Genomic DNA, 23150 nt, shown 5'->3' with positions numbered 1-23150 from the left:
GGCAATGAGAACCCGATGGTGGACAACCCCCGGTTGGCCGAACTGACCAGCTGGGATGCGGACTGGCGCGGACTGCGCGTGGTCGTGGCCGGGATCGGTGTGTCCGGTTTTGCCGCCGCGGACACCCTCATTGAGCTCGGTGCCCGCGTGGTCGTCCTGGACGGTAATGACACCTCGCGTAACAGGCAACGTGCGGACACCCTGCGCATCGTGGGTGCCCTGGACGTCAACCTCGGCCAGGAGGCCATGACCTACGTTCCTGACGTGGCCGGTGATCGCCCGGACCTGGTGGTCACCTCGCCCGGTTTCCCACCCACGCATCCCCTGTTGGCGGCTGCACGGGATGAAGGCGTCCAGATTTGGGGGGACGTGGAACTGGCCTGGCGCGTGCGTGAACGCGCGGGCCGTAAAACCGCCGAGTGGGTGTGCATCACGGGAACCAATGGCAAAACCACCACCGTGGGAATGACCGCCTCCATGCTGCAGGCCGCGGGGCTCAAAGCCATTGCCGTGGGGAACGTGGGCACCCCCATCCTGGACGCATTACGTGATCCGGTCGAGTACGACGTGCTGGCCGTGGAACTGTCCAGTTTCCAACTGCACTGGGCCCATTCACTGGCCCCCCTGGCCTCCGTGGTGCTCAACCTGGCCCAGGATCACGTGGACTGGCACGAGGGGTACGAGAACTACGTGGCCGACAAGTCCAGAGTGTACGAGAACACCAAAACAGCGTGCGTGTACAACGCGGAACAAGAGGGCTCCGAGGCACTCGTGGAAGCGGCGGACGTCCAAGAAGGCTGCCGCGCCATTGGTTTCACGACCGGCTCCCCGGGGCTGTCCATGGTGGGAGTCGTGGAGGATCTGCTGGTGGACCGGGCCTTCGTGGCGGATCGCACCAACACCGCCGCCGAACTGGGCAACGTGGCCGATACCGGCGCGCTTCCCACCCGACACGTGGTGGCCAACGCCCTGGCCGCGGCCGCACTGGCCCGCGCCGCCGGGGTCGCCCCGGAAGCGGTCCGGGACGGTCTGCTCGCGTTCCAACCCGGGAACCACCGCATCCAACTGGTTGCCGAGTCCGACGGCGTTCGCTGGGTCAACGATTCCAAGGCCACCAACCCGCATGCCGCCCAGGCCTCCCTCTCCGCCTTCGACTCGGTGATCTGGATCGCGGGTGGCCTGTCCAAGGGCGTCAGTTACGACCAACTCGTCGAACGCCACGCCTCCCGGTTGCGCTCGGTGATTCTGATTGGAACCGACAACCAGTCCCTTCTGAGCGCCCTGAAACGTCATGCTCCCGCAGTCACGGCGGTGGCGATATCGGGCCCCGGTGCCGTTGATTTCGCCGTGGACCCGCAGGACGGCCACTCCGTCATGCGCGCGGCCGTGCAGCAAGCGCGCGCGCTCGCGGCACCGAATGACACCGTGCTCATGGCTCCCGCCGCAGCATCCATGGACCAGTTCCGGGATTACGCGGACCGCGGTGACGCCTTCATGAACAGTGTGCGCGAGGAATTGGGACTCTGATGGCGAAACTTCCTGGCCGGGGTTCAGACACCCCGCGTAACGCCGCCGTGGTCGAGCGCCCAGTGGCTACTCCTGCGCGCGGGACTCGCGACGCGCGGCCCGGCATGCGGGAGGACGACCCGGGTGTGGAGCGGGCCGGCAACGGGGGAGACCGTCCCCTGACCACCAAACTGCGTCACCTGTGGCACCAGCTGGTCGACGGTCCGCTGTACCACTCCTACTGGGCGCTGGCCGGGGCGGTGCTCATGCTCACCGCGATCGGCATGATGATGGTGCTCTCCGCGTCCGCCGTTGAAGCGATTGCCGAGAACAGCTCCGCCTATTTCCTGTTCCAGCGCCAGGCCATGTTCGGCGTAGCGGGTCTCATTGCCATGATCGGCCTGTCCTTCGTGCCGGCCTGGATCTACCGCAAGTTCTCCTGGGGCCTGTGGGGACTGGGCGTGGTCCTGCTGCTCTTGGTGTTCACACCCATCGGCCAGGAAGTCAACGGTAACCGCAACTGGCTGAATCTGGGCGGCATGACCCTGCAACCCTCCGAGGCAGCCAAGTTGGCCCTGTGCGTGTGGCTTGCAGCGCAGTTCGCCAAACAGGGCGACGAGATCCGGGACTGGAAAAAGGCCCTGTGGCCCTCCGCCCTCGGATTCCTGGTACCCACCGGCCTGGTGGCCGCCGGCGGGGACATGGGCACCGCGATCGTGTTCGTCCTGATTTACGCCGCTGCGTTGTTCTTCGCGGGGGCCCCTCTCAAAATCTTCGCCGGCGCGGCCGTGCTCGGTGCCGTGCTGGGTGTGGGAGCAATCATTACCGCCCCGCACCGAATTGATCGCATCACGGGCTGGTTGTTCGGCGAATGCGGCGCCACCGACGCGTGTTGGCAAGCCCAACAGGGCCTCAACGCGCTGGCCACCGGTGGCTGGTGGGGTGTGGGCCTGGGACAGTCCAGACTCAAGTACAACTATGTCCCCGAGGCGCACAACGACTACATTTTCTCGATCATCGGTGAAGAACTGGGGCTGCTCGGAACCGCCATCATTTTGTTGTTCTTCGCGATCATCGTCATCGCCATGGCGCGCATCATCCTGCGGACCCGCAGCATCTTCGTGAAGATCACCACCGCGTGTGTGGCCACGTGGCTCGTGGGCCAGGCGTTCGTGAACCTCGGCATGGTCACGGGGCTGCTTCCCGTCATCGGCATTCCGTTACCGTTCATCAGCTACGGTGGTTCGGCATTGCTGATCAGCCTGATGGCGGTGGGCGTGGTGATGTCCTTCGCCCGGGTTCCCCGATCGGTCGAGGTGGGCATGAACGCCGCGATCCTGGACCGTCAGGAGGCGCACGAAGCCGCCGACGACCACGAGCCGCGACGCCGGGGACCGGATTGGTTGCGGCGGATGACGTCGCAGGAGGGAAAGGCACACCATGACCAGTGATCCGCTGAACAATGACCGCGGGGCCGTGCACGTGGTGCTCGCCGGTGGCGGAACAGCGGGGCACGTCAGCCCGCTGCTGGCCATCGCCCAGGCGATTCGAGAGGCAGCGCCGGCGGCATCGGTGTGCGCGGTGGGTACGGCGTCGGGAATGGAAACCCGACTGGTGCCGGCCGCGGGGGTTCCCCTGGAACTGATCGACCGCGTCCCCCTGCCGCGCCGTCCGTCCGCAGACCTGATGCGCCTACCCGGGCGGCTGAACCGCGCGGTCCAGCAGGCCGGACGCATACTCGACTCCCAACGCGCGGACGTCGTGGTGGGCGTGGGGGGCTACGTCTGCACACCCGTGTACCTGGCGGCCGCGCGGCGTCGTATTCCCGTGATCATTCACGAGGCGAACGCCCGGCCAGGCCTTGCCAACCGCGTGGGTGCCCGGTTCGCGTCCGTGGTGGCCACCGCCTTTCCCGCGACTCCGCTCAAGGGTGCGGTGGCCGTGGGCATGCCCATGCGTCAGGAAATCGTCGATCTCGACCGCGCCACTCTACGGTCCCGAGCACGCGAAGAACTCGGACTCCACCCGGAGCTGCCCACCGTGGTGGTGACCGGGGGGTCCTCGGGCGCTCAATCCATGAACCGCACGGTCGCGAATATCGCGCGTGAGGTGGCAGACGGTGGCTACCAGTTGTTGCACGTCACCGGCCGGTCCAAGGAGGTCCGCACCCATGACGGACAGTTGCTGCGGGCACCGGGGTATGTCCAAACGCAGTACGTGGACGGAATGGAAAAGGTCTACGCCGCAGCGGACCTGCTCGTGGCCCGCGCCGGCGCCGCCACCGTGTGTGAAGTCGCGGCCGTGGGGCTACCGGCGATCTTCGTGCCGTTGCCCATCGGCAACGGGGAGCAAGCGTTCAATGCGCGGTCCTTGGTGGCCGCCGGGGGTGCGGAACTCGTGAAGGATTCCGAGTTCACCCCGCACTACTACCGTGAGACGGTGGCCGCCCTCGTCACCGACGCCCCCCGGCTGAGCACAATGGCCCGAGCGGCCGCTGCCCACGGAATTCGCGACGCGGCCCAAACCATGGCGCAGCTGGTACTGGAACACGCACCGCGGCGTTAAGGTAGTCACCGATCATTCACCATTCCCGTTCGGAGGAAACCACCGTGAACCCCCAGGTCCAGCTCGACCCACACGCCTTGGGGCGTGTCCACTTCATTGGCATGGGTGGAGCCGGTATGTCCGCCGTGGCCCGGCTGTTGCTGGCCCGCGGGGTACCCGTGAGCGGTTCGGACGCGAAGGACTCCCAGGGGCTGCGTGAACTGGAAGCACTCGGAGCCACGGTATTCGTGGGTCAGAGCGCCCAGAACGTGGCCGGTGCGGGGACCGTGGTGGTCTCCACCGCCATCAAACCCGCCAACCCGGAGCTGGCGGCCGCACGTGAGCAGGGTCTGCGCGTGGTCCATCGGTCGCAGGCACTGGCGTCCGCGATGTACGGCAGACGTGTCGTGGCCGTTGCTGGAACGCACGGGAAAACCACCACGAGTTCCATGGCCACGGTGGCCTTCCGTGCGGCGGGTCTCGAACCGTCCTGGGCCATCGGCGCGTTCGTCGCCGACCTGGGCGCCAACGCGGGATTCGCCAACGGCGCGTGGTTCGTGGCCGAGGCGGACGAGTCCGACGGCTCGTTCCTCGCCTACCTCCCCGAGATCGCCGTGGTCACCAACGTGGAACCGGATCACCTGGATCACTACGGTTCAGCCGCAGAATTCTTCGCTTCCTTCGACCGTTTCGCAGAGACCATCCGGCCGGGCGGCACCCTGGTGGTGTGCCTGGACGACGAGGGCTCGCGTAACCTGGCCGAGCGGCGCCGTCGGACCGGCGAGGCCGTGTTGAGCTACGGGACGGACCCGGCCGCGGATGTGCACATCTCCAATGTGCAGGCGCGGGGCGTGGGCTCGCATTGCACTCTGACGTTCGCGCTGGCCGGGGAGGACACCCGTTCCCTCGATCTGGACCTGCTGGTGCCCGGAGCCCACAACATTGCCGACGCCGCGGCAGCCTTCACGGCGGGCTTGGCCGCGGGTGCCCAGCCGGAAGCCCTCGTCGAGGGTCTCGGCCGTTTCCACGGCTCGGCCCGCCGCTTCGACCTGAAAGGTACTGCCCGCGGGGTCCGCGTGTTCGACGACTACGCCCATCACCCGACCGAGGTCCAGGCCGCCTTGACGGCGGCCCGCGAAGTGGCCGGGAAGCACAAGGTGCACGCCATTTTTCAACCACACCTGTATTCGCGCACTCGTGAATTCGCTGCCGAGTTCGCGGCGGCGTTGGAACTCGCTGACCGCGCGTACGTCCTGGATGTCTTCGGGGCGCGTGAGGCACCCATTCCGGGTGTGACCGGGCGCAGTATTGCGGAACTGGCCGCATCCGGTCGTGTGGCGTCCACGCCGGAGGCAGAAGAGGCCATCGGTGCTGTCCTGCAATCGGCGGGGGCGGGTGACCTGATCCTGACGATCGGGGCCGGTGACGTAACGGCACTGGGTCCCAAGATCGTGAACGGATTGGCGCTGAACTGATGACCAGGCCCACTCCACCCCACCAACCGCGTCTGGGCCGGGAACCGGATTCCGAGGAGTACTCGGATTCACGAGCGGGCGAGGATGCTGCATTCGACGGCTCGCCCCACCACGATCCGGGCGAGTCTTCCGACCAGGAACCAGTGCGGGTGCGCGTCAACGACGAGTCCAAGGTGTCCCGCGTGGACACCGGGCAGTTGGAGGAGACCCCGGTTCCGGGGAGCCGATTCTCGTCATGGCGCCAGCGCCGCAGGTCGGCCAAGGCGCAACCGGCGGCGACCGAGGTGGAGGCCACCGATGATGACCCGGACACCGTGGTGGCATTTCCGCGCAGTTCCCATCGCCGAATCCGCCGCAACCGGTGGCTCGCCCTGCTCGGTGCATTGCTGGCGGTGGCGCTGTTCGTGTGTCTCGTCTTTTTCTCACCGTTGTTCGCCACTCGCGCCATCGACGTGGAAGGCGCGCGCCTGACCGACCCCCAGAACGTCGAGGACGCCCTGCAACGGTTCGAGGGTGTTCCGCTGACCAGGATCTCCAAGGACGAGGTCCGCGAGGCCGTGGGTAACGTACCCCAGGTGAAGTCGGTGAATGTGATCCTGAAACCTCCCCACACCATCACGGTGGAGCTGCACGAACGCGTGGGGGTGGCCACCGTGCAGGAGGGACAGGAGCTGATCCTCGTCGATTCCCAGGGTAAGCAGTTGTCGACCTACGGGCAGCAGGACCGGCCAGACGTCCCCATGATCGAGGGTGGCAGGGACGTGCTGAGCACCGACAAATTTTCCGCGATCTCCGACGTGCTCGCCTCGCTGCCCGCCAGCGTTCTGAGCCAGCTCGACACGGCCGCCGCTCCGTCGGAATCAGCGGTCGAACTGACCTTCGCGGACGGCCGGAAGGCCATCTGGGGGGATTCTTCGAACAGTGAGCTGAAGGCGCAGGTGCTCGCGGCGCTCGTGAACGATGCGGACACGGCAGACGGTAGTGAATACGACGTCTCGGCGCCTTTGCACCCGACCGTCAAGTGAGCTCGGCCCGGCCGGATATCTCAGTCTCAGGCTTAGCTTGAATGTGCCGAATCCCCTTGTGATTAGCGGAAACGATGACTTGTCAGGAAACACTTGCGATCGTGATAGGGAGATCCTCCGGGTGATTGGTACTCTTAGGGCGACATGAAATTCGATATTCCCCCGTGTGTATGAATCGCTCAAGTTTCAAGTAAACCTTGATTGTATTGCATTTACACGTCGGAAGTCGGCAAGCCCCACGTGAGTTAGGTGCATATGGACTCCTCAACCCCCCAGAACTACTTGGCCGTCATCAAGGTGGTCGGCATCGGCGGCGGCGGTGTCAACGCTGTCAACCGCATGATCGAGGAAGGTCTGCGCGGCGTTGAGTTCATCGCCATCAACACCGATGCCCAGGCGTTGTTGATGTCGGACGCCGACGTCAAGCTCGATGTGGGTCGCGAATTGACCCGCGGCCTCGGCGCGGGCGCCAACCCCGATGTCGGACGCCAGGCGGCCGAGGATCACGAAGAGGAAATCCAGGAAGTACTCAAGGGTGCCGACATGGTTTTCGTGACCGCTGGTGAGGGCGGTGGCACCGGTACCGGTGGCGCACCCGTGGTGGCTCGGATCGCCCGGTCGCTGGGTGCTTTGACCATCGGCGTGGTCACCCGTCCGTTCACTTTCGAGGGTCGGCGCCGTTCCAACCAGGCCGAGAACGGCATTGAAACCCTGCGCGACGAAGTGGACACGCTCATTGTGATCCCCAACGATCGCCTGCTGTCCATCTCGGATCGCAACGTGTCCATGCTGGACGCCTTCAAGTCCGCCGATCAGGTCCTGCTGTCCGGTGTCTCCGGCATTACCGACCTGATCACCACCCCGGGCCTGATCAACCTTGACTTCGCGGACGTGAAGTCGGTTATGCAGGGGGCGGGCTCCGCCCTCATGGGAATCGGGTCCGCGCAGGGCGAGGACCGCGCGGTCAAGGCCGCCGAGCTCGCCATCGCATCGCCGCTGCTGGAAGCGTCCATCGACGGCGCGCACGGTGTGTTGCTGTCCATCCAGGGCGGTTCCGATCTCGGTTTGTTCGAGATCAACGAGGCCGCGCGCCTTGTCCAGGAAGTGGCTCACCCCGAGGCCAACATCATTTTCGGTGCCGTGATCGACGACGCCCTGGGTGACCAGGCACGCGTGACCGTCATTGCCGCTGGTTTCGACTCCGTGTCCCAGGAAACCAACGCCAACAACTCATCACCCGCGGATCGCCAGGCGGCCAATACTCGTGCGGCCTTCGGCGGCGATGCCTCACGGCCTTCGGGCGTGGGTCGTTCCCCGCAGCGCGGCGGCTCCTCCTACGGCACCAACACCTCGCAGTCCTTCGGTGCTCGGCAGTCCCAGGAAGATGACATCCCGGATGACGCCGGTTTCGACGTGGATCTGCCCGCCGAGGGTGATTCCGGCAATTCCTCGTCCAGCTCGTCGCGGAAGGACTCCCTGGACTTCCCGGATTTCCTGAAGTGAGGTGAGCGGGTGCTACCTGACGGGTAGACATCCGAACGACTGAATCACGGGGTGGGTGCCGCCAAGCGGTACCCACCCCGCAGTTTTGCAAGGAGGAGGTGATGTCTCGTGTGGTTCACCGATCGACTTGTCGGCGCGGCCGTGGCGTTCACTGACGCGACAGAGGGAAACCTGGCGGCGCACACCGGGGAGGACCCCGCGGACGTGGCAGCGCACAGGAGAGCCCTCGAGGTCGAACTGGGTCTGGCAGACGGTTCTCTGCGATACATGCACCAGGTCCACGGAACCGACGTGGTAACCGTCGCATCCGACGGCTGCGCGTCGAGGGCCACTGCGCGCGAAGTTCCCGTGGCGGACGCCGCTATCAGTGAGGACGGGACACCGCTTGCGGTATTGACCGCGGACTGTCTTCCGGTGGTCTTCGTGGCCGAGCGGCCCGGAGCCGACATTGCGCTGCTCGCGGTCGCCCACGCCGGCAGGCGCGGACTACTCGACGGCGTGCTGCAGAACACCGTGGGAGCACTGCGCGAGCGTGGTGCTGCCACACTCACCGCCTGGATCGGCCCGGCCATTTGCGGCGGGTGCTACGAAGTGCCGGAGGACATGCGGGCGGAGTCCGGGCGCGTGCTACCCGGTGTCGATACCGAGACCTCCTGGCACAGCCCGGGGCTCGACCTGCCGGGCGCCGCACGCCGCCTCCTCGAAGAGCTCCGCGTGCGGGTTGCCGATACCGGCTCCACCCGCTCGGACTGGTGCACGCTGGAGAACACCGAGCTGTACTCTTATCGACGCGATAAGACCACTTCGCGCCACGCGGGAGTCGTGTGGGTGCCCTCGGCATTCGAGCCCGCGGGAAAGGAAACACCATGACCTCCGCCGACGATCAGCAGCCGGGTCAGGACAATGTGGCCCGCACCGCCGAACTGGCACAGCGGCTGTCTTCCGTACGGCAACGAATCCTTGCCGCATCCGAGCAGCGTTCCGAGGATCGCGCACACGGCGGTGAGTTGCCGTCACTGATTGTCGTGACCAAGTTCTTCCCCGCCCAGGACGTGGTGCGCCTGCGCGACCTGGGGGTGCGCGCCGTCGGCGAGAACAAGGACCAGGAGGCGCTGCCCAAGGCGCGGGAGGTCGCCGAGTCCTTGGCCGGGCGGCAGCCCGGCACGAGCGAACCCGTGTGGCATTTCATCGGGCAGTTGCAGTCCAACAAAGCGAAGCGAGTAGTGCGCTACGCGTCCTGGGTGCATTCCGTGGACCGTGAGTCGCTGGTCGGAGCCCTGGGCAAGGCCGTGGCCAATCATCGTGCTGCGGTAGCCGACGGTGATGCCACCGCCGGGCCCTGCGCCACGGCCGATCTCAAATGCTGTATCCAGGTCAACCTGGACCCGTCAGCCGAGGCGGGCACGCAGCGCGGGGGAGCGCACCCGTCACAGGTGGCCGAACTGGCTCGGCAGATCCACCAGACCGACGGGCTCGAACTGGCCGGTGTGATGGCCGTGGCCCCACAGGATGGCGAACCGCGAGATGCGTTCGAGCGGCTCTGGAGCATTTCACAGCATTTACAGGGACAGTACCCCGGGGCCGGCGCCATCTCTGCGGGCATGAGCGGGGACCTTGAGGCGGCCGTGGCGGCCGGAGCCACTCACGTGCGCATCGGATCGGATGTCCTCGGGCCGCGCCCAACCGTGCGGTAGCGTAAAGAAAGATAAATTTGCGGGTGAGTGTTGCACGCACCCGTCCAGTGATTGAGGAGAGACTATGGCCGGAGCGCTGCGTCGTACCATGATCTACCTCGGCCTTGCCGAGACCGACGACGACTACACCTCCGACGCGACCGGACGTCCCCGGGAAGTCACACAGGCGCCGGCAAGCGGTTCCACCGCCGCGGCCGGTGAGACAGCGAACGGCGCCGCGGCGCGGCGTTCCGCGGAATACCGAGCTCCCGTGACACCCATTCGAAGGGCCCCCAGTTCCCGAGAGGACGACAGCGAATTGCGCACCATTACCACCGTGCATCCCCGCTCCTACAATGACGCCAAGTCGATTGGTGAAGCGTTCCGTGACGGTACCCCCGTGATCATGAACGTGTCGGACATGGGAGAGGCAGAGGCCAAGCGTCTCGTGGATTTCGCGGCCGGGCTGGTGTTCGCGCTCCACGGTTCCATCGAACGCGTCACGGCCAAGGTGTTCTTGCTCACGCCGTCCTACGTGGAGGTCCGCGATCAGGGCCACACCAGTGACATCGATGAAGAGACCAAATCCTACGGTCAGGCCGAGGGCTCATCATGAGCCTGATCCTGTCCGTTCTGTACTTGTTGGTCCATCTCGTCTATGTGGCGCTGCTGGGCCGGCTGGTGCTGGACTGGGTGCAGATGTTCGCGCGGAGCTGGCGACCACAGGGAATCGTGCTGGTAGCGGCGTCGGCCATTTACTCCGTGACGGATCCCCCCATGAATCTCCTGCGACGGGTGGTCCCGCCGTTGCGGCTCGGGGGCGTGGCCCTGGACCTGGGTTTCCTGATCCTGGTCTTCGCGATCAGCATCATCCAGTCGATCCTGTGGGGAATGTTGCTGCGGGCATAAGCGTCCGTGACACCCCCGCCCACCGCGCGCCACTGACGCCGTGGCTGTATCGTTGACATAAAATATCTCGACCGAGGCCTGGCATTCGCGGCTTGATCAGAAGTAGGAGTAAAACACTCACATGACTTTGACACCTGAAGACGTCATCAATAAGCGGTTCCAGCCCACCAAGTTCCGTGAGGGATACGACCAGGACGAGGTCGATGATTTCCTGGACGAGATCGTGGCGGAATTGCGCCGTTTGAACGAGGAGAACGAAGACCTGCGCAAGCAGGTCGAGACCGGCGGTGGCCAGGTGGCCGCCGAGCCGCGGGACGATTCTGCGGCATCGGCGCCGGTCGTGCCGGAGAAGCCGGTGGACGTGTCCGAGACCACGGAGGTCAGTGAAACGGCCGCCCCGGTCCCGGCCGCAGCTCCGACCGAGCCGGCCGTCGCGGAGGCGACCCAGCCCGGCACCGAGTCGGCCGAGTCCGCGGCGGGTGTGCTCGCCATGGCCCAGAAACTCCACGACGAGTACGTGGCACAGGGCCGTTCCGAGCGCGAACGCCTGATCTCCGAGGGCCGCACCCAGGCCGACAAGCTCGTGTCGGACGGCAAACGCACCAAGGAAGAGACCCTTTCCTCCTTGGAGAAGGAAAAGTCCCGCCTGGAAGCGTCCGTCAACGACCTGCGCACCTTCGAGCGCGATTACCGCAGCAACCTCAAGGACTTCATCAACGGACAGCTGCGTGACATCGATTCAACCGGCTCCCTGGCGCCCAGTAACGCGCCGGCCGGTAACGCATCGAACCGCACCGCAGCCAAGTAACACTCGGTGTCGCATCAAGCTCGCGAGGCAGCGGCGGCTCCCACTCCTTCGGGGCGGGGCCGCCGCTGCCTCATTCTGTCCCTGGTGATTGCCGCGCTCATTTACGCCGCTGATCAACTCACCAAACTGTGGGTCGTCGCGGAACTACCCGTGGGCCAACAGTTTCCCGTGATCCCGGGGCTGTTGTGGTGGCAGCACATCCGCAACAGCGGCGCCGCGTTCTCCCTGGGCTCGGACTTCACCTGGGTCTTCACGGTCGTCATGGCCGCCGTGGTCGTGTTCATTGCCGCCACGCTGCGCAAGGTCCGGCATCCGGTCTGGGCCGTGGGGTTGGGACTGGTGCTCGGCGGCGCCTGCGGTAACCTCACGGACCGACTGCTGCGTGAGCCCGGCTTGGGGCAGGGCCACGTGGTCGATTTCATCGCGGTACCGAACTTCGCGATTTTCAACCTGGCGGACTGCGGGGTCGTGGTCGGAATTGCCGTGATCATGGTCCTGATCCTCGGTGACCGAGACATGACACGACCCGCCATTCCCCGCCCGGCAGGCACCGCTGACCAGGACTCCAGCGAATCGCAGACCGAAAGGCCGGCTCCCGACCATGACTGACTCCCGCACCCGCCCCACCGGCTCGGACCCCGAGTACGTTCCGGAGCGCTTCACCGTGTCCGACGAACTCGACGGCGCGCGCGCCGACGCCGCTGTGGCCGCCTGGACCGATTTGTCCCGTTCCGCGGCGGCCCAGTTGTGCGCCGAGGACCGCGTGCTGTTCAAGGGCAGGCCCGTTGCCAAGTCCCACCGGGTGGAGACGTCCGAGACGTACGCGGTGGAAGTCCCCGTGCCGGAGGATCCGACTCGGATCGCCCCGCAGCACGTGGCCGACCTTCAATTGGTGCACGTGACTCCGGGGTACGTGGTGGTCGACAAGCCGGCGGGAGTCGCGGCCCACCCGTCGCCCGGGTGGAAGGGTCCCACCGTGGTCGGGGCGCTGGCCGGGGCCGGTGTGTCCATTTCGACCTCGGGTGCCCCCGAGCGGCAGGGCATCGTGCACCGCCTGGACGTGGGCACATCGGGACTCATGGTGGTGGCCCGTGACGAGCATGCTTATACGGTGCTCAAACGCGCCTTCAAGGAGCGCACGGTCACCAAGGTGTATCACACGGTGGTGCAGGGGATTCCGGATCCGCTCAAGGGCACGATCGACGCGCCCATTGGTCGTCACCCCGGACACGAGTGGCGCTTCGCCGTGCTCGAGGACGGCCGTGATTCAATCACCCACTACGAGGTGCTGGAGGCCTTCGGTCGGGCCTCCCTCGTGGAGGTACACCTGGAAACCGGGCGCACCCACCAGATCCGGGTGCATTTCTCGGCGCTCAAGCACGCGTGCGCCGGGGACCTGACCTACGGGGCGGACCCGGCATTGTCCGCGGGCCTCGGCCTGACCCGGCAGTGGTTGCACGCCAAGAAGCTCGGCTTCGCCCACCCCGAGACGGGCGCTTACGTCGAGTACGAAAGCGCCTACCCGGCGGATCTCGCCTTCGCGGTGGAAACCTTGCGAGAAGGCGGCCCGCAACTGTGAACGTGCCCCAAGCGTCGGCAACCGCGGGAACGAGCGGCGTCGTCGTGGGGCACGTGGCGGATGTGGTCGGTGGGTGGGCCCGGATGAGGCGTAGCTCGCGCTCGCCGGAACGTGAGGTTGTCGCAGTCCCGTCCTAGACTGGTTCGGTGACCACGGCGACCGGAAAAAAAGGCTTCACCCACCTCCACGTACACACCGAGTACTCGATGCTCGACGGTGCTGCGCGCTTGGACGATTTGTTCGAGGAGTGCGACCGGCAGGGCATGGATTCCCTGGCCACCACGGACCACGGGTTCGTGTTCGGCGCCTACGATTTCTGGAACCGCGCTCGCACTGCGGGGATCAAGCCCATTATCGGCGTGGAGGCGTATCTGACCCCGGGCACCGCTCGGCAGGACCGCACCCGCGTGAAGTTCGCGGACGGGGGCCGTGACGACGTGTCCGGTGGTGGCGCGTACACGCACATGACGATGCTCGCCGAGACGAGCGAGGGCATGCAGAACCTTTTCCGCGCCTCGACCAAGGCCTCCTTGGAGGGTCAGCTCTACAAGCCGCGTATGGACCGGGAACTGCTGAATCAGTACGGTAAGGGGCTGATCGCCACCACGGGGTGCCCCTCGGGCGAGGTGCAGACCCGGTTGCGACTGGGCCAGTACGATCAGGCCGTCCAGGCCGCCGCGGAGTACCGCGACATTTTCGGCGCCGAGAACTTCTACTGCGAGCTCATGGACCACGGTCTGGGTATCGAGAAGCGGGTGACTCAGGATCTTCTGAAGCTGGCGAAGCAGCTGAATTTGCCCCTCGTGGCCACCAATGATCTGCATTACACGCACGCGGAGGACGCCAAGTCCCACGCGGCTCTGCTGTGTGTGCAATCCGGCTCCACGCTGCAGGATCCCAAGCGTTTCAAGTTCGACGCGGATGAGTTCTACCTCAAATCTCCCGAACAAATGCGTGAACTCTTCCGCGATTTCCCGGATGCCTGTGACAACACGTTGGAGATTGCCGAACGGTGCAACGTGGAGTTCGACACCTCCGCCAACTACATGCCCCGCTTCCCCGTTCCCGAGGGCGAGAACGAGGAATCCTGGTTCGTCAAGGAGGTCGAGAAGGGGCTGCATTACCGGTTCCCGGGCGGCATCCCGGATGACGTGCGGACACAGGCGGAGTACGAGAAGGGCATCATCATCCAGATGGGCTTCCCCGGGTACTTCCTGGTGGTGGCCGACTTCATCAACTGGGCCAAGGACAACGGCATTCGCGTGGGTCCCGGGCGTGGCTCCGGTGCCGGTTCCATGGTTGCGTACGCAATGCGCATCACCGAGCTCAACCCCCTCCAGCACGGGCTGATCTTCGAACGCTTCCTCAACCCGGACCGCGTGTCCATGCCCGACTTCGACGTCGACTTCGATGATCGGCGCCGTTCCGAGGTCATCCACTACGTGACCGAGAAGTACGGCGACGAGCGCGTGGCCATGATCGTCACGTACGGCACCATCAAGGCGAAGCAGGCGCTCAAGGACTCCTCCCGGGTGCTCGGCTACCCGTTCTCCATGGGTGAGAAGCTCACCAAGGCCATGCCGCCGGACGTCATGGGCAAGGGCATTTCGCTCAAGGACGTCTACGACCAGGACGCCAAACGCTACGACGAAGCCGGTGAGCTGCGCGACACCCTGGCCGATGATCCGGAAGCCATGAAGGTCTTCGAAACCGCTCAGGGTCTGGAAGGGCTCAAACGCCAGTGGGGTGTGCACGCGGCCGGTGTGATCATGTCCTCGGACCCGCTCATCGACATCATTCCGATGATGCGCCGCGAGCAGGACGGCCAGGTGATCACGCAGTTCGACTACCCCACGTGTGAGGGCCTGGGCCTCATCAAGATGGACTTCCTGGGGTTGCGGAACCTCACAATCATTTCGGACGCGCTGGAGAACATCACCCTCAACCGTGACGGTTTCGTGCTTGACCTGGAGCACCTGGGCATGGACGACAAGGAGTCCTACGATCTGCTGGCCCGTGGCGAGACCCTGGGGGTGTTCCAGCTGGACGGTGGCCCCATGCGGCAGCTGCTCAAGCTCATGCGCCCGGACAACTTCGAGGACATTTCCGCAACCATTGCGCTGTACCGTCCGGGACCCATGGGCGCCAACTCGCACACCAATTACGCGCTGCGTAAGAACGGCGCGCAGGAGATCACGCCCATCCACCCGGAACTGGCGGAACCGCTCGCCGAGATTCTGGACACCACCTACGGCCTGATCGTGTATCAGGAGCAGGTGATGGCGATTGCGCAGAAGGTGGCCGGTTACTCGCTGGGTCAAGCCGACATTCTGCGCCGGGCCATGGGTAAGAAGAAGAAGTCCGAGCTGGACAAGCAGTACAAGGGCTTCCACCAGGGCATGATCGACCGCGGGTATTCAGAGGCGGCCATCAAGTCTTTGTGGGACATCCTGCTGCCCTTCTCCGACTACGCGTTCAACAAGGCGCACTCCGCCGCCTACGGACTGGTGTCCTACTGGACCGCGTACCTCAAGGCGCACTACCCGGCTGAGTACATGGCCGCGTTGCTCACCTCCGTGGGCGACGACAAGGACAAGCTGGCCCTCTACCTCACCGAGTGCCGTCACATGGGCATCACGGTGCTCCCGCCGGACGTCAACGAGTCCGCGCTGAACTTCACTCCCGTCGGCTCGGACATCCGGTTCGGCATGGGAGCCGTGCGCAACGTGGGCGCCAACGTGGTGCAGGCCATGGTCAACGCCCGCCATGAGAAGGAACGCTTCACGTCGTTCAACGACTTCCTGGCCAAGGTTCCCGCCGTGGTCTGCAATAAGCGAACGATCGAGTCCATGATCAAGGCCGGCGCGTTCGACCAGCTCGGTCATACCCGGCGCGGGCTGGTCATGTGTCATGAGCAGGCCGTGGAAGATGTGGTCGCCCAGAAGAAGAAAGAGGACAACGGGGAGTTCACGTTCGATCTCTTCGCCATGGGCGGTTCCGACGATCCCGAGGGGGACACGTTCTCGATCGAGGTACCGGACGTTCCCGAGTGGGAACGCAAGGACATGCTGGCGTTCGAGCGCGAAATGCTCGGCCTCTACGTATCCGATCATCCGTTGCGCGGTCTCGACGACGCCCTGGGCCAGTACACGGACACGGCCATCCAGCCGCTGCTGTCCGATGACAACAACCGGCCTGACGGCGCCATTGTCACCGTGGGCGGCATGATCACGTCACTGTCGCGGCGCATCGCCAAGACCTCCGGCAATGCGTATGCGCGGGTTGAGCTCGAGGACCGTTCGGGTTCCATTGAGATCATGTTCTTCGGTAAGGCGTACGCGCCCATTGCCGGGGTGCTCGCGGAGGACCTGATCTGCGTGATCAAGGGACGCATGCAGCGCCGTGACGATGGTTCCATTTCGATCTCCGCCCAGGAACTCACGGTTCCGGAGCTCAGCATGGACGGTACCTCCGGTCCCGTGTGTGTGGCCCTGCCCGAGCACCGCGCCACGGAGGCCACCATCCGCCAGATCGGCGAGGTGCTGCGCAACCACCGCGGTGAGTCCGAGGTCCGCATCCACTTGGACACCCACCGCTCACTCCAGGTGCTGCGGCTAGGACCCGAGCACCGGGTCAATCCCACACCGGCGTTGTTCGGTGACCTCAAGGTGCTGCTGGGACCGGCCTGCCTGGAAGCGTGATCGGGTTTGCTGATCGCGACCGACCGTCCGGGTTCCTGGGTGCCGGGCCATCCACGGTGCGCTAGTAGAATGGCAGGGTGACTGAACAAACCTTCGATTCGGCAAGCGCAACCACTCCCTCCGGCTTCCTGCGGGTCATCGACCTGCGCGGACAGCACCTGAGCTGGAACGAGCTGCGTCATGCGGTACCGAGGCAGACGGCGTCGTCCGTGGCCGAGGCGGAAGCCAGTGTGCGGTCAATCATTGAGAACGTTCGGTCCAATGGCGCGGCGGCCGTTCGCGAGTACGCCCAGAAGTTCGACCGCGTGGCGCAGGGCCGGATCAAGGTGGACCCGGCAGAGATCCGCAAGGCCGTGGACGAGCTGGACCCTGCGGTGCGCAAGGGTCTGGAAACGGCCATCGAGCGCACTCGGCGATTTGCCAAGGCCCAGCGCCCGGCGGACGTCGAGGTGGAGATCGCCCCGGGCGCCGTGCTGAATCACCGCTGGACCCCGGTCAAGCGCGCGGGCCTGTATATTCCTGGCGGGCTGGCCGTGTACCCGTCGTCGGTGATCATGAACGTCGTGCCCGCTCAGGCGGCGGGCGTGGAGTCCGTGGTGTTGTGCACCCCGCCGCAAAAGGACTTCGGTGGGCTTCCCCATCCCGTGATCCTGGCCGCTGCCGGTTTGCTCGAGGTGGACGAGGTCTGGGCCATTGGCGGCGCGCAATCGTTGGCGGCGTTGGCGTACGGGCTGACCGACGGTCAGGACGTCCTGGAGCCGGTGAATACCGTGACCGGTCCCGGCAACATCTTCGTGGCGATGGCCAAACGTCAGTTGCGCTCCATGGTGGGTGTGGATGCCGAGGCCGGCACCACCGAGATCGCCATCATTGCCGACGCCACCGCGGACCCGCGTTTCGTCGCGGCCGACCTGATTTCCCAGGCCGAACACGATCCGGATGCGGGTTCGGTGTTGATCACCGATTCGGCCTCGTTGGCCCGTGCGGTCGAGACCGAGCTCGCCACTCAGGTGGCGGACGCCAAGCACCACGAACGCATTGGGATGGCCCTGCGCGGGCCCCAGTCCGGTGTGGTGCTGACGGACAACCTGGACCACTGCATCGAGGTGGCCGACGCGTACGCCGCGGAGCACCTCGAGATCCACACGGAGAGCGCCCGTGAGGTGGCCGCTCGTGTGCGCAACGCCGGGGCGATCTTCATTGGCCCCTACAGTCCCGTGCCGCTGGGCGATTACGCGGCCGGCTCCAATCACGTGCTGCCCACGGGCGGCACCGCGGTTTTCAATTCGGGTCTGCAGGCGGCGTCGTTCATGAAGGCCGTGCAGGTCATCGAGTACAACCAGGACGCGTTGGCGGAGCTCGAGGACGACATCGTGGCGTTGGCCACGAGCGAGGACCTGCCGGCGCACGGGCGCGCCGTGACCATCCGCTCCGAAACATCCGGCCGGAAGGGCTGATCCGTGCATTGCCCGTTCTGTCGACACAATGACTCCAAGGTGGTGGATTCCCGCACCACCGACGACGGCACGGCGATCCGCCGACGCCGCCAATGCACGGAGTGCGGGCGCCGCTTCTCCACGCTGGAAACCACGTCGATCTCGGTGATTAAGCGCTCGGGTGTCACCGAGCCGTTCAACCGCCAAAACATTGTCAACGGCGTGCGCAAGGCGTGCCAGGGCCGTCCCGTGAGCGAGGACGACCTGGCGATGCTTGCCCAAGAGGTCGAAGAGTCGGTGCGCGCCTCGGGCTCCGCCGAGATCGACGCGCACGATGTGGGCCTTGCGATTCTCACCCCGCTGCGGCGACTGGATGTTGTGGCCTACCTCCGGTTCGCGTCCGTGTATCAGGCGTTCGAAGGCCTCGAAGACTTCGAACGCGCCATTGACGTGCTGCGGGATCAGCAGGCGGAGTTGGCCGGTCAGCAGACTCTGGTCCCGGATACTTCTCGGCGCAACACCGCTCCCGCCGCACGACGCCGCACGGTCCGGAAACCCGCGCAGGTCACCGGGGCGGCGGCGTCCGAGAACGAGGCGGGGGAGAATGAGCCCAAGCCGCGGCGCAAACGCGCGGCGAGGAAGCAGCAGGAAACGGCCACGCAGCCGCGGTTGCTGTAGCCGGCGTGCATCGTCACATACTCTGGGCAGCAGAAGTCACCCGCGCGAAAGGGAACCAGTGTGGCCAAGGACCCGGAACATCTTCCGCCGTACAAGAAGTGGGACTGGCTCTGGCGTTCGACCTTCGAGCTGGAGTATCGGGGCGCACTTTTGGTAGCGGATGTGGACTTCTTCGACTTCTCCGAGCGGATTCGGCTGTATCGGGACGGTGATTTCCTGGCCGCAGGCACGTCTCCGGCCGAGCTCCCCGTGGACAGCAATGCCACGGTGGAAGCGGCGTTGTCGCTCTACGGAATGCAGTACATCCGGCTCGTCCACGCCAACGCGGGAACCTCGGAGTCATTTCGTCCAAGCCCGGGCACGGGTGAGGACCGGCGCGCGCGGTTTGCAGCCGATTACCCCGGGCCGGACAGGATCATTTCCCTGTGCTCGTGGATCGTCCTGACGTTGGCGCTGCTCACACAGGTTCCGGAAATCTTGAATGTCCTGGGCAGGATCTTTGACATCTCTGTGCCAACCTTTCAACTGCCCACCTGGTTGAACACCACGCTGCAGATCGGTGGCATCCTTGCTGGACTGGATCGAGCGCTGCGCATGAAGTTCAATCGCTGGATCGACGACACACACTTGTAGGCGGGCGTCCCCGGTCCGGGACATCAGCGAACGGGATCCGCTGCCGCGCCGTCGGTTGCGGGGTCCTCGAACGGTGCGCCGCCCAGGGCCTGTTCCTGCCAGTGGGTCACCACCCAGCGGTCGCCGGCGCTCTCGATCACCACGGCACCGGTATTGGAAAGCGCATTGTGCGCCACGAAATCCACGTCCACGTTGTCGCACCGGGCCGCGGTCCAGGCGCGAATGATGGCGCCGTGCGACACAAGAATGGCGACCTCACCGGCCGCTGCGTGGTCGGAGGCTTCCGAGACAACCGCGTCAAAGCGCCGAATCACGTCGTGACCATTTTCTTCCGAGCCCGGGACTCGAACGTTCCAGTTACCAGCGGACCACCCCACGGCGGTGCGGACATAGGTTTGAATCGATTCGTCGTCGTTGGCCATTTCCAACTCACCCGCGGAGATCTCTCGGAGACCCGCACGCACGGCTGGCTCCAGCCCGAAGTGTCGGGCCAGGGGAGCGGCGGTTTGCTGAGTCCTCACGAGATCAGACACGAATATCTTCCGGACGGATTCACGCCCCAGGGTGTCCACGAGCGCTGCGGCCTGTTCCCGCCCGAGATCCGTGAGGTCGGCTCCGGGAACCGCGGTATCCAAATGGTGACCCACATTGGAACTGGTCTGGCCGTGTCGAACGAGAATGAGCTGCATGAGAATCTCACGCCTTTCCGCAGGGAAGTAGCTACCACAGGGTGCCTCGGCTCACGCTAGTGCACTCGTGAGCACAGGGAACAATCGGGTGCCCGCGGTCGGCAAGGGGCCGCAGGTACCGGGGATGGCTAGACGGGCAGGCCCAGGCGGCGTCGTCGTTGCCTGTTGATCAAAGCCGTTGCGGTACCCAGCAGCACCAGGACGGACACCACCCATACCGACTTGATCCCGATGGTGACGTAGCACAGACCTCCGAGGAGGGCCCCGATGACCAGCGAGAGCCACAGGATGAAGTACCGCAACCATACGCGGTGACTGCCCCCGAAGAACGCGCCCACGAACCGCTGGGACATCTTGACCAGGGTGCCGGTCATGTACGTGAGCGAAATGGATACCTCACCGTCCCGTTCGAAAATGCTGTTCATGGCGCCCACGGTGAACGACAAACTGAGCACGGCGAGCAGACCATGTCCCAGGGCCACCCAGACCGAGGCCACGGAGACGGTGAAACACACGAACAGGAGGACGGCTTCCCTGGGTCGGGTGGGCGGAAGGCGACGATGGGCCACACGACTGATGAGGGAGCCGATCATCACACCCGTGAGGAACAAGGCCATGACCCCGGCGGCTCGCCACGCAACATCCCAGTTGCCCCCTACGGCCGCGGCGGTCATTCGGGTGGTGTTGCCCGACATGAAGGACAGGAAGAACCCGCCCAGATAGAGGAACCCCAGAGCATCAATGAACCCCGTGATCGAGGAGAGATACCACGCCAGCGCTCGCTCTCCGAGGCGATACTCTTCCATGGCCGTCCGTCCCTCCCATGGTCGACGAGAGGAGCTCTTGTGAGGCGAGCTTCCCGTGAAAAAAGCGGCCTCCCTCGAGGGGAGACCGCGGTGAGACCGTGCCGACAAGTCTCTGGTGGCCATGTCCACCATGTGGTGGGCCCTACCGGGATCGAACCGATGACATCTACGGTGTAAACGTAGCGCTCTACCAGCTGAGCTAAAGGCCCCTTTACAATCGGGTGGGCATAACTGGTCCAGCTGCCAGCACCCGATTGGGCTACAGCTTACCTGCACCTAGGTAGTTCCTGGCAATTGCGACCGATCGTTCGGTGTGTGTAGTTGATCACGTATATATCCGCCTCTCGTGTGCTGCTTCACGGCGTTGTGAGCTATTCGACAGTGCAGAGATTGGCATCTGATGGCATGCATGGGTTAATGTGGAAAACACGAACGCACGCGACAGTGCTTTCGAACCAGGGGACGCTGGTGCGCTAGATCGCTTTCGGGCGTGACAGATACGGCGGTTCGATTCCGTCGGTCTCCACCATTGAAGCTCCGGGCCAAGCTGGTCCGGGGCTTTTCTCATGCCCAACTGTGAGCGTGGGAACAAAGGGCAATTCCCGTTCAGGCACCGCCTCGGTGCGTAGGCTGGTGCCATGGCTGCAGAAAAGAAAGCTCAAATTGGTGTCACCGGCCTCGCGGTGATGGGCGCGAACCTCGCCCGCAACTTCGCTCGTCACGGCTACACCGTGGCTCTTCACAACCGCTCGGTGGGTAAAACCGATGCGCTGCTCGCGGAGCACGGTTCGGAAGGCGATTTCATTCGCACCGAGACCATGCAGGAACTCGTGGACTCCTTGGAGAAGCCTCGGCGCATCCTGATCATGGTCAAGGCGGGGGCTCCCGTGGACTCCGTGATCGAACAACTCACTCCGTTGCTCGACAAGGACGACATCATCATTGACGGAGGTAACTCGTACTTCCAGGACACGCGCCGCCGCGAGCGGGAATGCGCGGAGCAGGGTCTGCACTTTGTGGGAATCGGCGTGTCCGGCGGCGAGGAGGGTGCCCTGAACGGGCCGTCCATCATGCCGGGCGGTTCTGAGGAGTCCTACAAGAGCCTGGGCCCCTTGCTCGAGGACATCTCCGCCAAGGCCAGCGACGGTAAGCCCTGTTGCGCGTGGATCGACACGGACGGTGCCGGACACTTTGTGAAAATGGTCCACAACGGCATCGAGTACGCGGACATGCAGGTGATCGGCGAAGCGCACGAGCTGCTGCGTTCGGTCGCCGGCCTGGAACCGGCCGACCAGGCCGATGTGTTCGACGAGTGGAACAAAACCGAGCTGTCGTCCTACCTGATCGAGATCACCGCCCACGTTCTGCGTCAGGTGGATTCCAAGACCGGCAAGCCGTTCATCGATATCGTCGCCGACGCCGCCGGCCAGAAGGGCACCGGGCGTTGGACCGTTCAGGAAGCCCTCGAGTTGGGGTCACCCGTCACGGCCATTGCCGAGTCCGTGTTTGCTCGGGCGCTGTCCTCGTCCGAGCCGCACATGCGCAGTGAGGCCCAGGACATCCTGCCCGCGGGCATTGGCGACACCACCGAAGACGTGGTCAAGGACCCGGAGTTCGTGGACGACGTCCGTCAGGCGCTCTACGCGTCCAAGTTGGTCTCCTACGCCCAGGGCCTGGACATGCTCACCATGGCCGGCCGTGAATACGGATGGGATCTCAACCTGGCCACCATTGCGAGCCTGTGGCGCGAGGGCTGCATCATTCGAGCAGAGCTGCTCAACGTGATCATGGAGGCCTACGCGGGGGACAAGGATCCGCTGAACCTGCTGTTCGCCCCCGAGTTCGTCGCGGCCATGGAGGATGCGTTGCCCGCATGGCGCCGGGTGGTGGCCCGCGCCGTGGAACGCGGCATTCCGGCCCCGGTATTCTCGTCGGCGTTGGCCTACTACGACGCCCTGCGGCGCCCCCGGTTGAATGCCGCCCTGACCCAGGGCCTGCGCGACTACTTCGGCGCGCACACCTACAAGCGTGTGGATGATCCGGACAGCTCGTTCCACATCCTGTGGAGCGGCGACCGCTCGGAGGTCGTCTCCTGATTCGTGCGCAATAGAGCCGATCACGACGCCGCGGGCCGCCTTTCGTGCGAAAGGCGGCCCGCGGCGTCGTGATTCTCAGAAAAGTCTCA

At 65.1% G+C, this 23150-nt stretch carries 20 protein-coding genes and 2 tRNA genes; 19 read left to right on the top strand and 3 right to left on the bottom strand.

The window, feature by feature from the left end:
- Positions 1-15 precede the first annotated feature (15 nt).
- The 17 genes from murD (at position 16) to AC3ENJ_RS03055 (ending at position 19470) form a co-directional block, all read left to right on the top strand.
- Positions 16-1527: a UDP-N-acetylmuramoyl-L-alanine--D-glutamate ligase gene (gene murD, locus AC3ENJ_RS03135; RefSeq protein WP_431813035.1), complete on the top strand. Its 1512-nt coding sequence runs from the start codon at positions 16-18 to the stop codon at positions 1525-1527.
- On the top strand, positions 1527-2957 hold the full coding sequence (gene ftsW / locus AC3ENJ_RS03130) for a putative lipid II flippase FtsW (protein WP_431813034.1): 1431 nt from the start codon (positions 1527-1529) through the stop codon (positions 2955-2957). Before murD ends, ftsW begins: the two co-directional genes overlap by 1 nt.
- Complete coding sequence (gene murG / locus AC3ENJ_RS03125) at positions 2947-4071, top strand: undecaprenyldiphospho-muramoylpentapeptide beta-N-acetylglucosaminyltransferase (protein ID WP_431813033.1); 1125 nt, start codon at positions 2947-2949, stop codon at positions 4069-4071. Before ftsW ends, murG begins: the two co-directional genes overlap by 11 nt.
- A gap of 44 nt (positions 4072-4115) precedes the next feature.
- Positions 4116-5525, top strand: a complete 1410-nt coding sequence (gene murC / locus AC3ENJ_RS03120) for a UDP-N-acetylmuramate--L-alanine ligase (protein ID WP_431813032.1) — start codon at positions 4116-4118, stop codon at positions 5523-5525.
- On the top strand, positions 5525-6550 hold the full coding sequence (locus AC3ENJ_RS03115) for a cell division protein FtsQ/DivIB (RefSeq protein ID WP_431813031.1): 1026 nt from the start codon (positions 5525-5527) through the stop codon (positions 6548-6550). The genes murC and AC3ENJ_RS03115 overlap by 1 nt, the downstream gene beginning before the upstream one ends.
- Before the next feature lie 255 nt (positions 6551-6805).
- Positions 6806-8053 (top strand): cell division protein FtsZ, encoded by a 1248-nt coding sequence (gene ftsZ, locus AC3ENJ_RS03110; RefSeq protein WP_190782371.1) that lies wholly within the window; start codon positions 6806-6808, stop codon positions 8051-8053.
- Between the two features lie 108 nt (positions 8054-8161).
- The gene (locus tag AC3ENJ_RS03105) at positions 8162-8923 is read left to right on the top strand and encodes a purine nucleoside phosphorylase YfiH/LACC1 family protein (protein WP_190782370.1); all 762 of its coding nucleotides are present in this window, start codon (positions 8162-8164) and stop codon (positions 8921-8923) included.
- The gene (locus tag AC3ENJ_RS03100) at positions 8920-9747 is read left to right on the top strand and encodes a YggS family pyridoxal phosphate-dependent enzyme (RefSeq protein WP_431813030.1); all 828 of its coding nucleotides are present in this window, start codon (positions 8920-8922) and stop codon (positions 9745-9747) included. Before AC3ENJ_RS03105 ends, AC3ENJ_RS03100 begins: the two co-directional genes overlap by 4 nt.
- Before the next feature lie 64 nt (positions 9748-9811).
- Positions 9812-10342: a cell division protein SepF gene (locus AC3ENJ_RS03095; RefSeq protein WP_190782368.1), complete on the top strand. Its 531-nt coding sequence runs from the start codon at positions 9812-9814 to the stop codon at positions 10340-10342.
- Positions 10339-10635 (top strand): YggT family protein, encoded by a 297-nt coding sequence (locus AC3ENJ_RS03090; protein WP_190782367.1) that lies wholly within the window; start codon positions 10339-10341, stop codon positions 10633-10635. The genes AC3ENJ_RS03095 and AC3ENJ_RS03090 overlap by 4 nt, the downstream gene beginning before the upstream one ends.
- A 121-nt stretch (positions 10636-10756) precedes the next feature.
- The gene (locus AC3ENJ_RS03085; protein WP_431813029.1) at positions 10757-11443 is read left to right on the top strand and encodes a DivIVA domain-containing protein; all 687 of its coding nucleotides are present in this window, start codon (positions 10757-10759) and stop codon (positions 11441-11443) included.
- A gap of 6 nt (positions 11444-11449) precedes the next feature.
- Positions 11450-12052, top strand: coding sequence for a signal peptidase II (gene lspA / locus AC3ENJ_RS03080; RefSeq protein WP_431813028.1), 603 nt, complete (start codon positions 11450-11452; stop codon positions 12050-12052).
- Positions 12045-13022: an RluA family pseudouridine synthase gene (locus AC3ENJ_RS03075; protein WP_431813027.1), complete on the top strand. Its 978-nt coding sequence runs from the start codon at positions 12045-12047 to the stop codon at positions 13020-13022. The genes lspA and AC3ENJ_RS03075 overlap by 8 nt, the downstream gene beginning before the upstream one ends.
- 146 nt (positions 13023-13168) lie before the next feature.
- Positions 13169-16723: a DNA polymerase III subunit alpha gene (gene dnaE / locus AC3ENJ_RS03070; RefSeq protein ID WP_431813026.1), complete on the top strand. Its 3555-nt coding sequence runs from the start codon at positions 13169-13171 to the stop codon at positions 16721-16723.
- Between the two features lie 77 nt (positions 16724-16800).
- Positions 16801-18180: a histidinol dehydrogenase gene (gene hisD, locus AC3ENJ_RS03065; RefSeq protein ID WP_190807653.1), complete on the top strand. Its 1380-nt coding sequence runs from the start codon at positions 16801-16803 to the stop codon at positions 18178-18180.
- 3 nt (positions 18181-18183) lie between these two features.
- Positions 18184-18837 (top strand): transcriptional regulator NrdR, encoded by a 654-nt coding sequence (gene nrdR, locus AC3ENJ_RS03060; RefSeq protein WP_190807652.1) that lies wholly within the window; start codon positions 18184-18186, stop codon positions 18835-18837.
- Between the two features lie 60 nt (positions 18838-18897).
- Entirely contained in the window at positions 18898-19470 is a 573-nt protein-coding gene (locus tag AC3ENJ_RS03055) for a hypothetical protein (RefSeq protein ID WP_431813025.1), read from the top strand.
- A 23-nt stretch (positions 19471-19493) separates the two neighbouring features.
- Here the strand turns inward: AC3ENJ_RS03055 and AC3ENJ_RS03050 are convergent, their stop codons facing one another.
- From AC3ENJ_RS03050 to AC3ENJ_RS03040, 3 genes are all read right to left on the bottom strand, one after another.
- Positions 19494-20159, bottom strand: a complete 666-nt coding sequence (locus AC3ENJ_RS03050) for a histidine phosphatase family protein (protein ID WP_431813024.1) — start codon at positions 20157-20159, stop codon at positions 19494-19496.
- Between the two features lie 128 nt (positions 20160-20287).
- Entirely contained in the window at positions 20288-20965 is a 678-nt protein-coding gene (locus tag AC3ENJ_RS03045) for a YoaK family protein (RefSeq protein WP_431813023.1), read from the bottom strand.
- Between the two features lie 133 nt (positions 20966-21098).
- Positions 21099-21174 (bottom strand) — tRNA-Val (locus AC3ENJ_RS03040).
- A 249-nt stretch (positions 21175-21423) separates the two neighbouring features.
- On the opposite strand from AC3ENJ_RS03040, the gene AC3ENJ_RS03035 reads away from it, so the two are divergent.
- Together AC3ENJ_RS03035 and gnd are read left to right on the top strand one after the other, a co-directional pair.
- Positions 21424-21494, top strand: a tRNA-OTHER gene (locus AC3ENJ_RS03035).
- Positions 21495-21603: 109 nt separating this feature from the next.
- Positions 21604-23061 carry an NADP-dependent phosphogluconate dehydrogenase gene (gene gnd, locus AC3ENJ_RS03030; protein WP_431813022.1) on the top strand — a complete coding sequence of 486 codons (1458 nt, stop codon included), beginning with the start codon at positions 21604-21606 and terminating at the stop codon, positions 23059-23061.
- Positions 23062-23150: the final 89 nt, after the last annotated feature.

Source organism: Kocuria sp. cx-455 (genome assembly GCF_057707085.1).
This window is presented reverse-complemented; position numbering and strand designations above follow the sequence as displayed.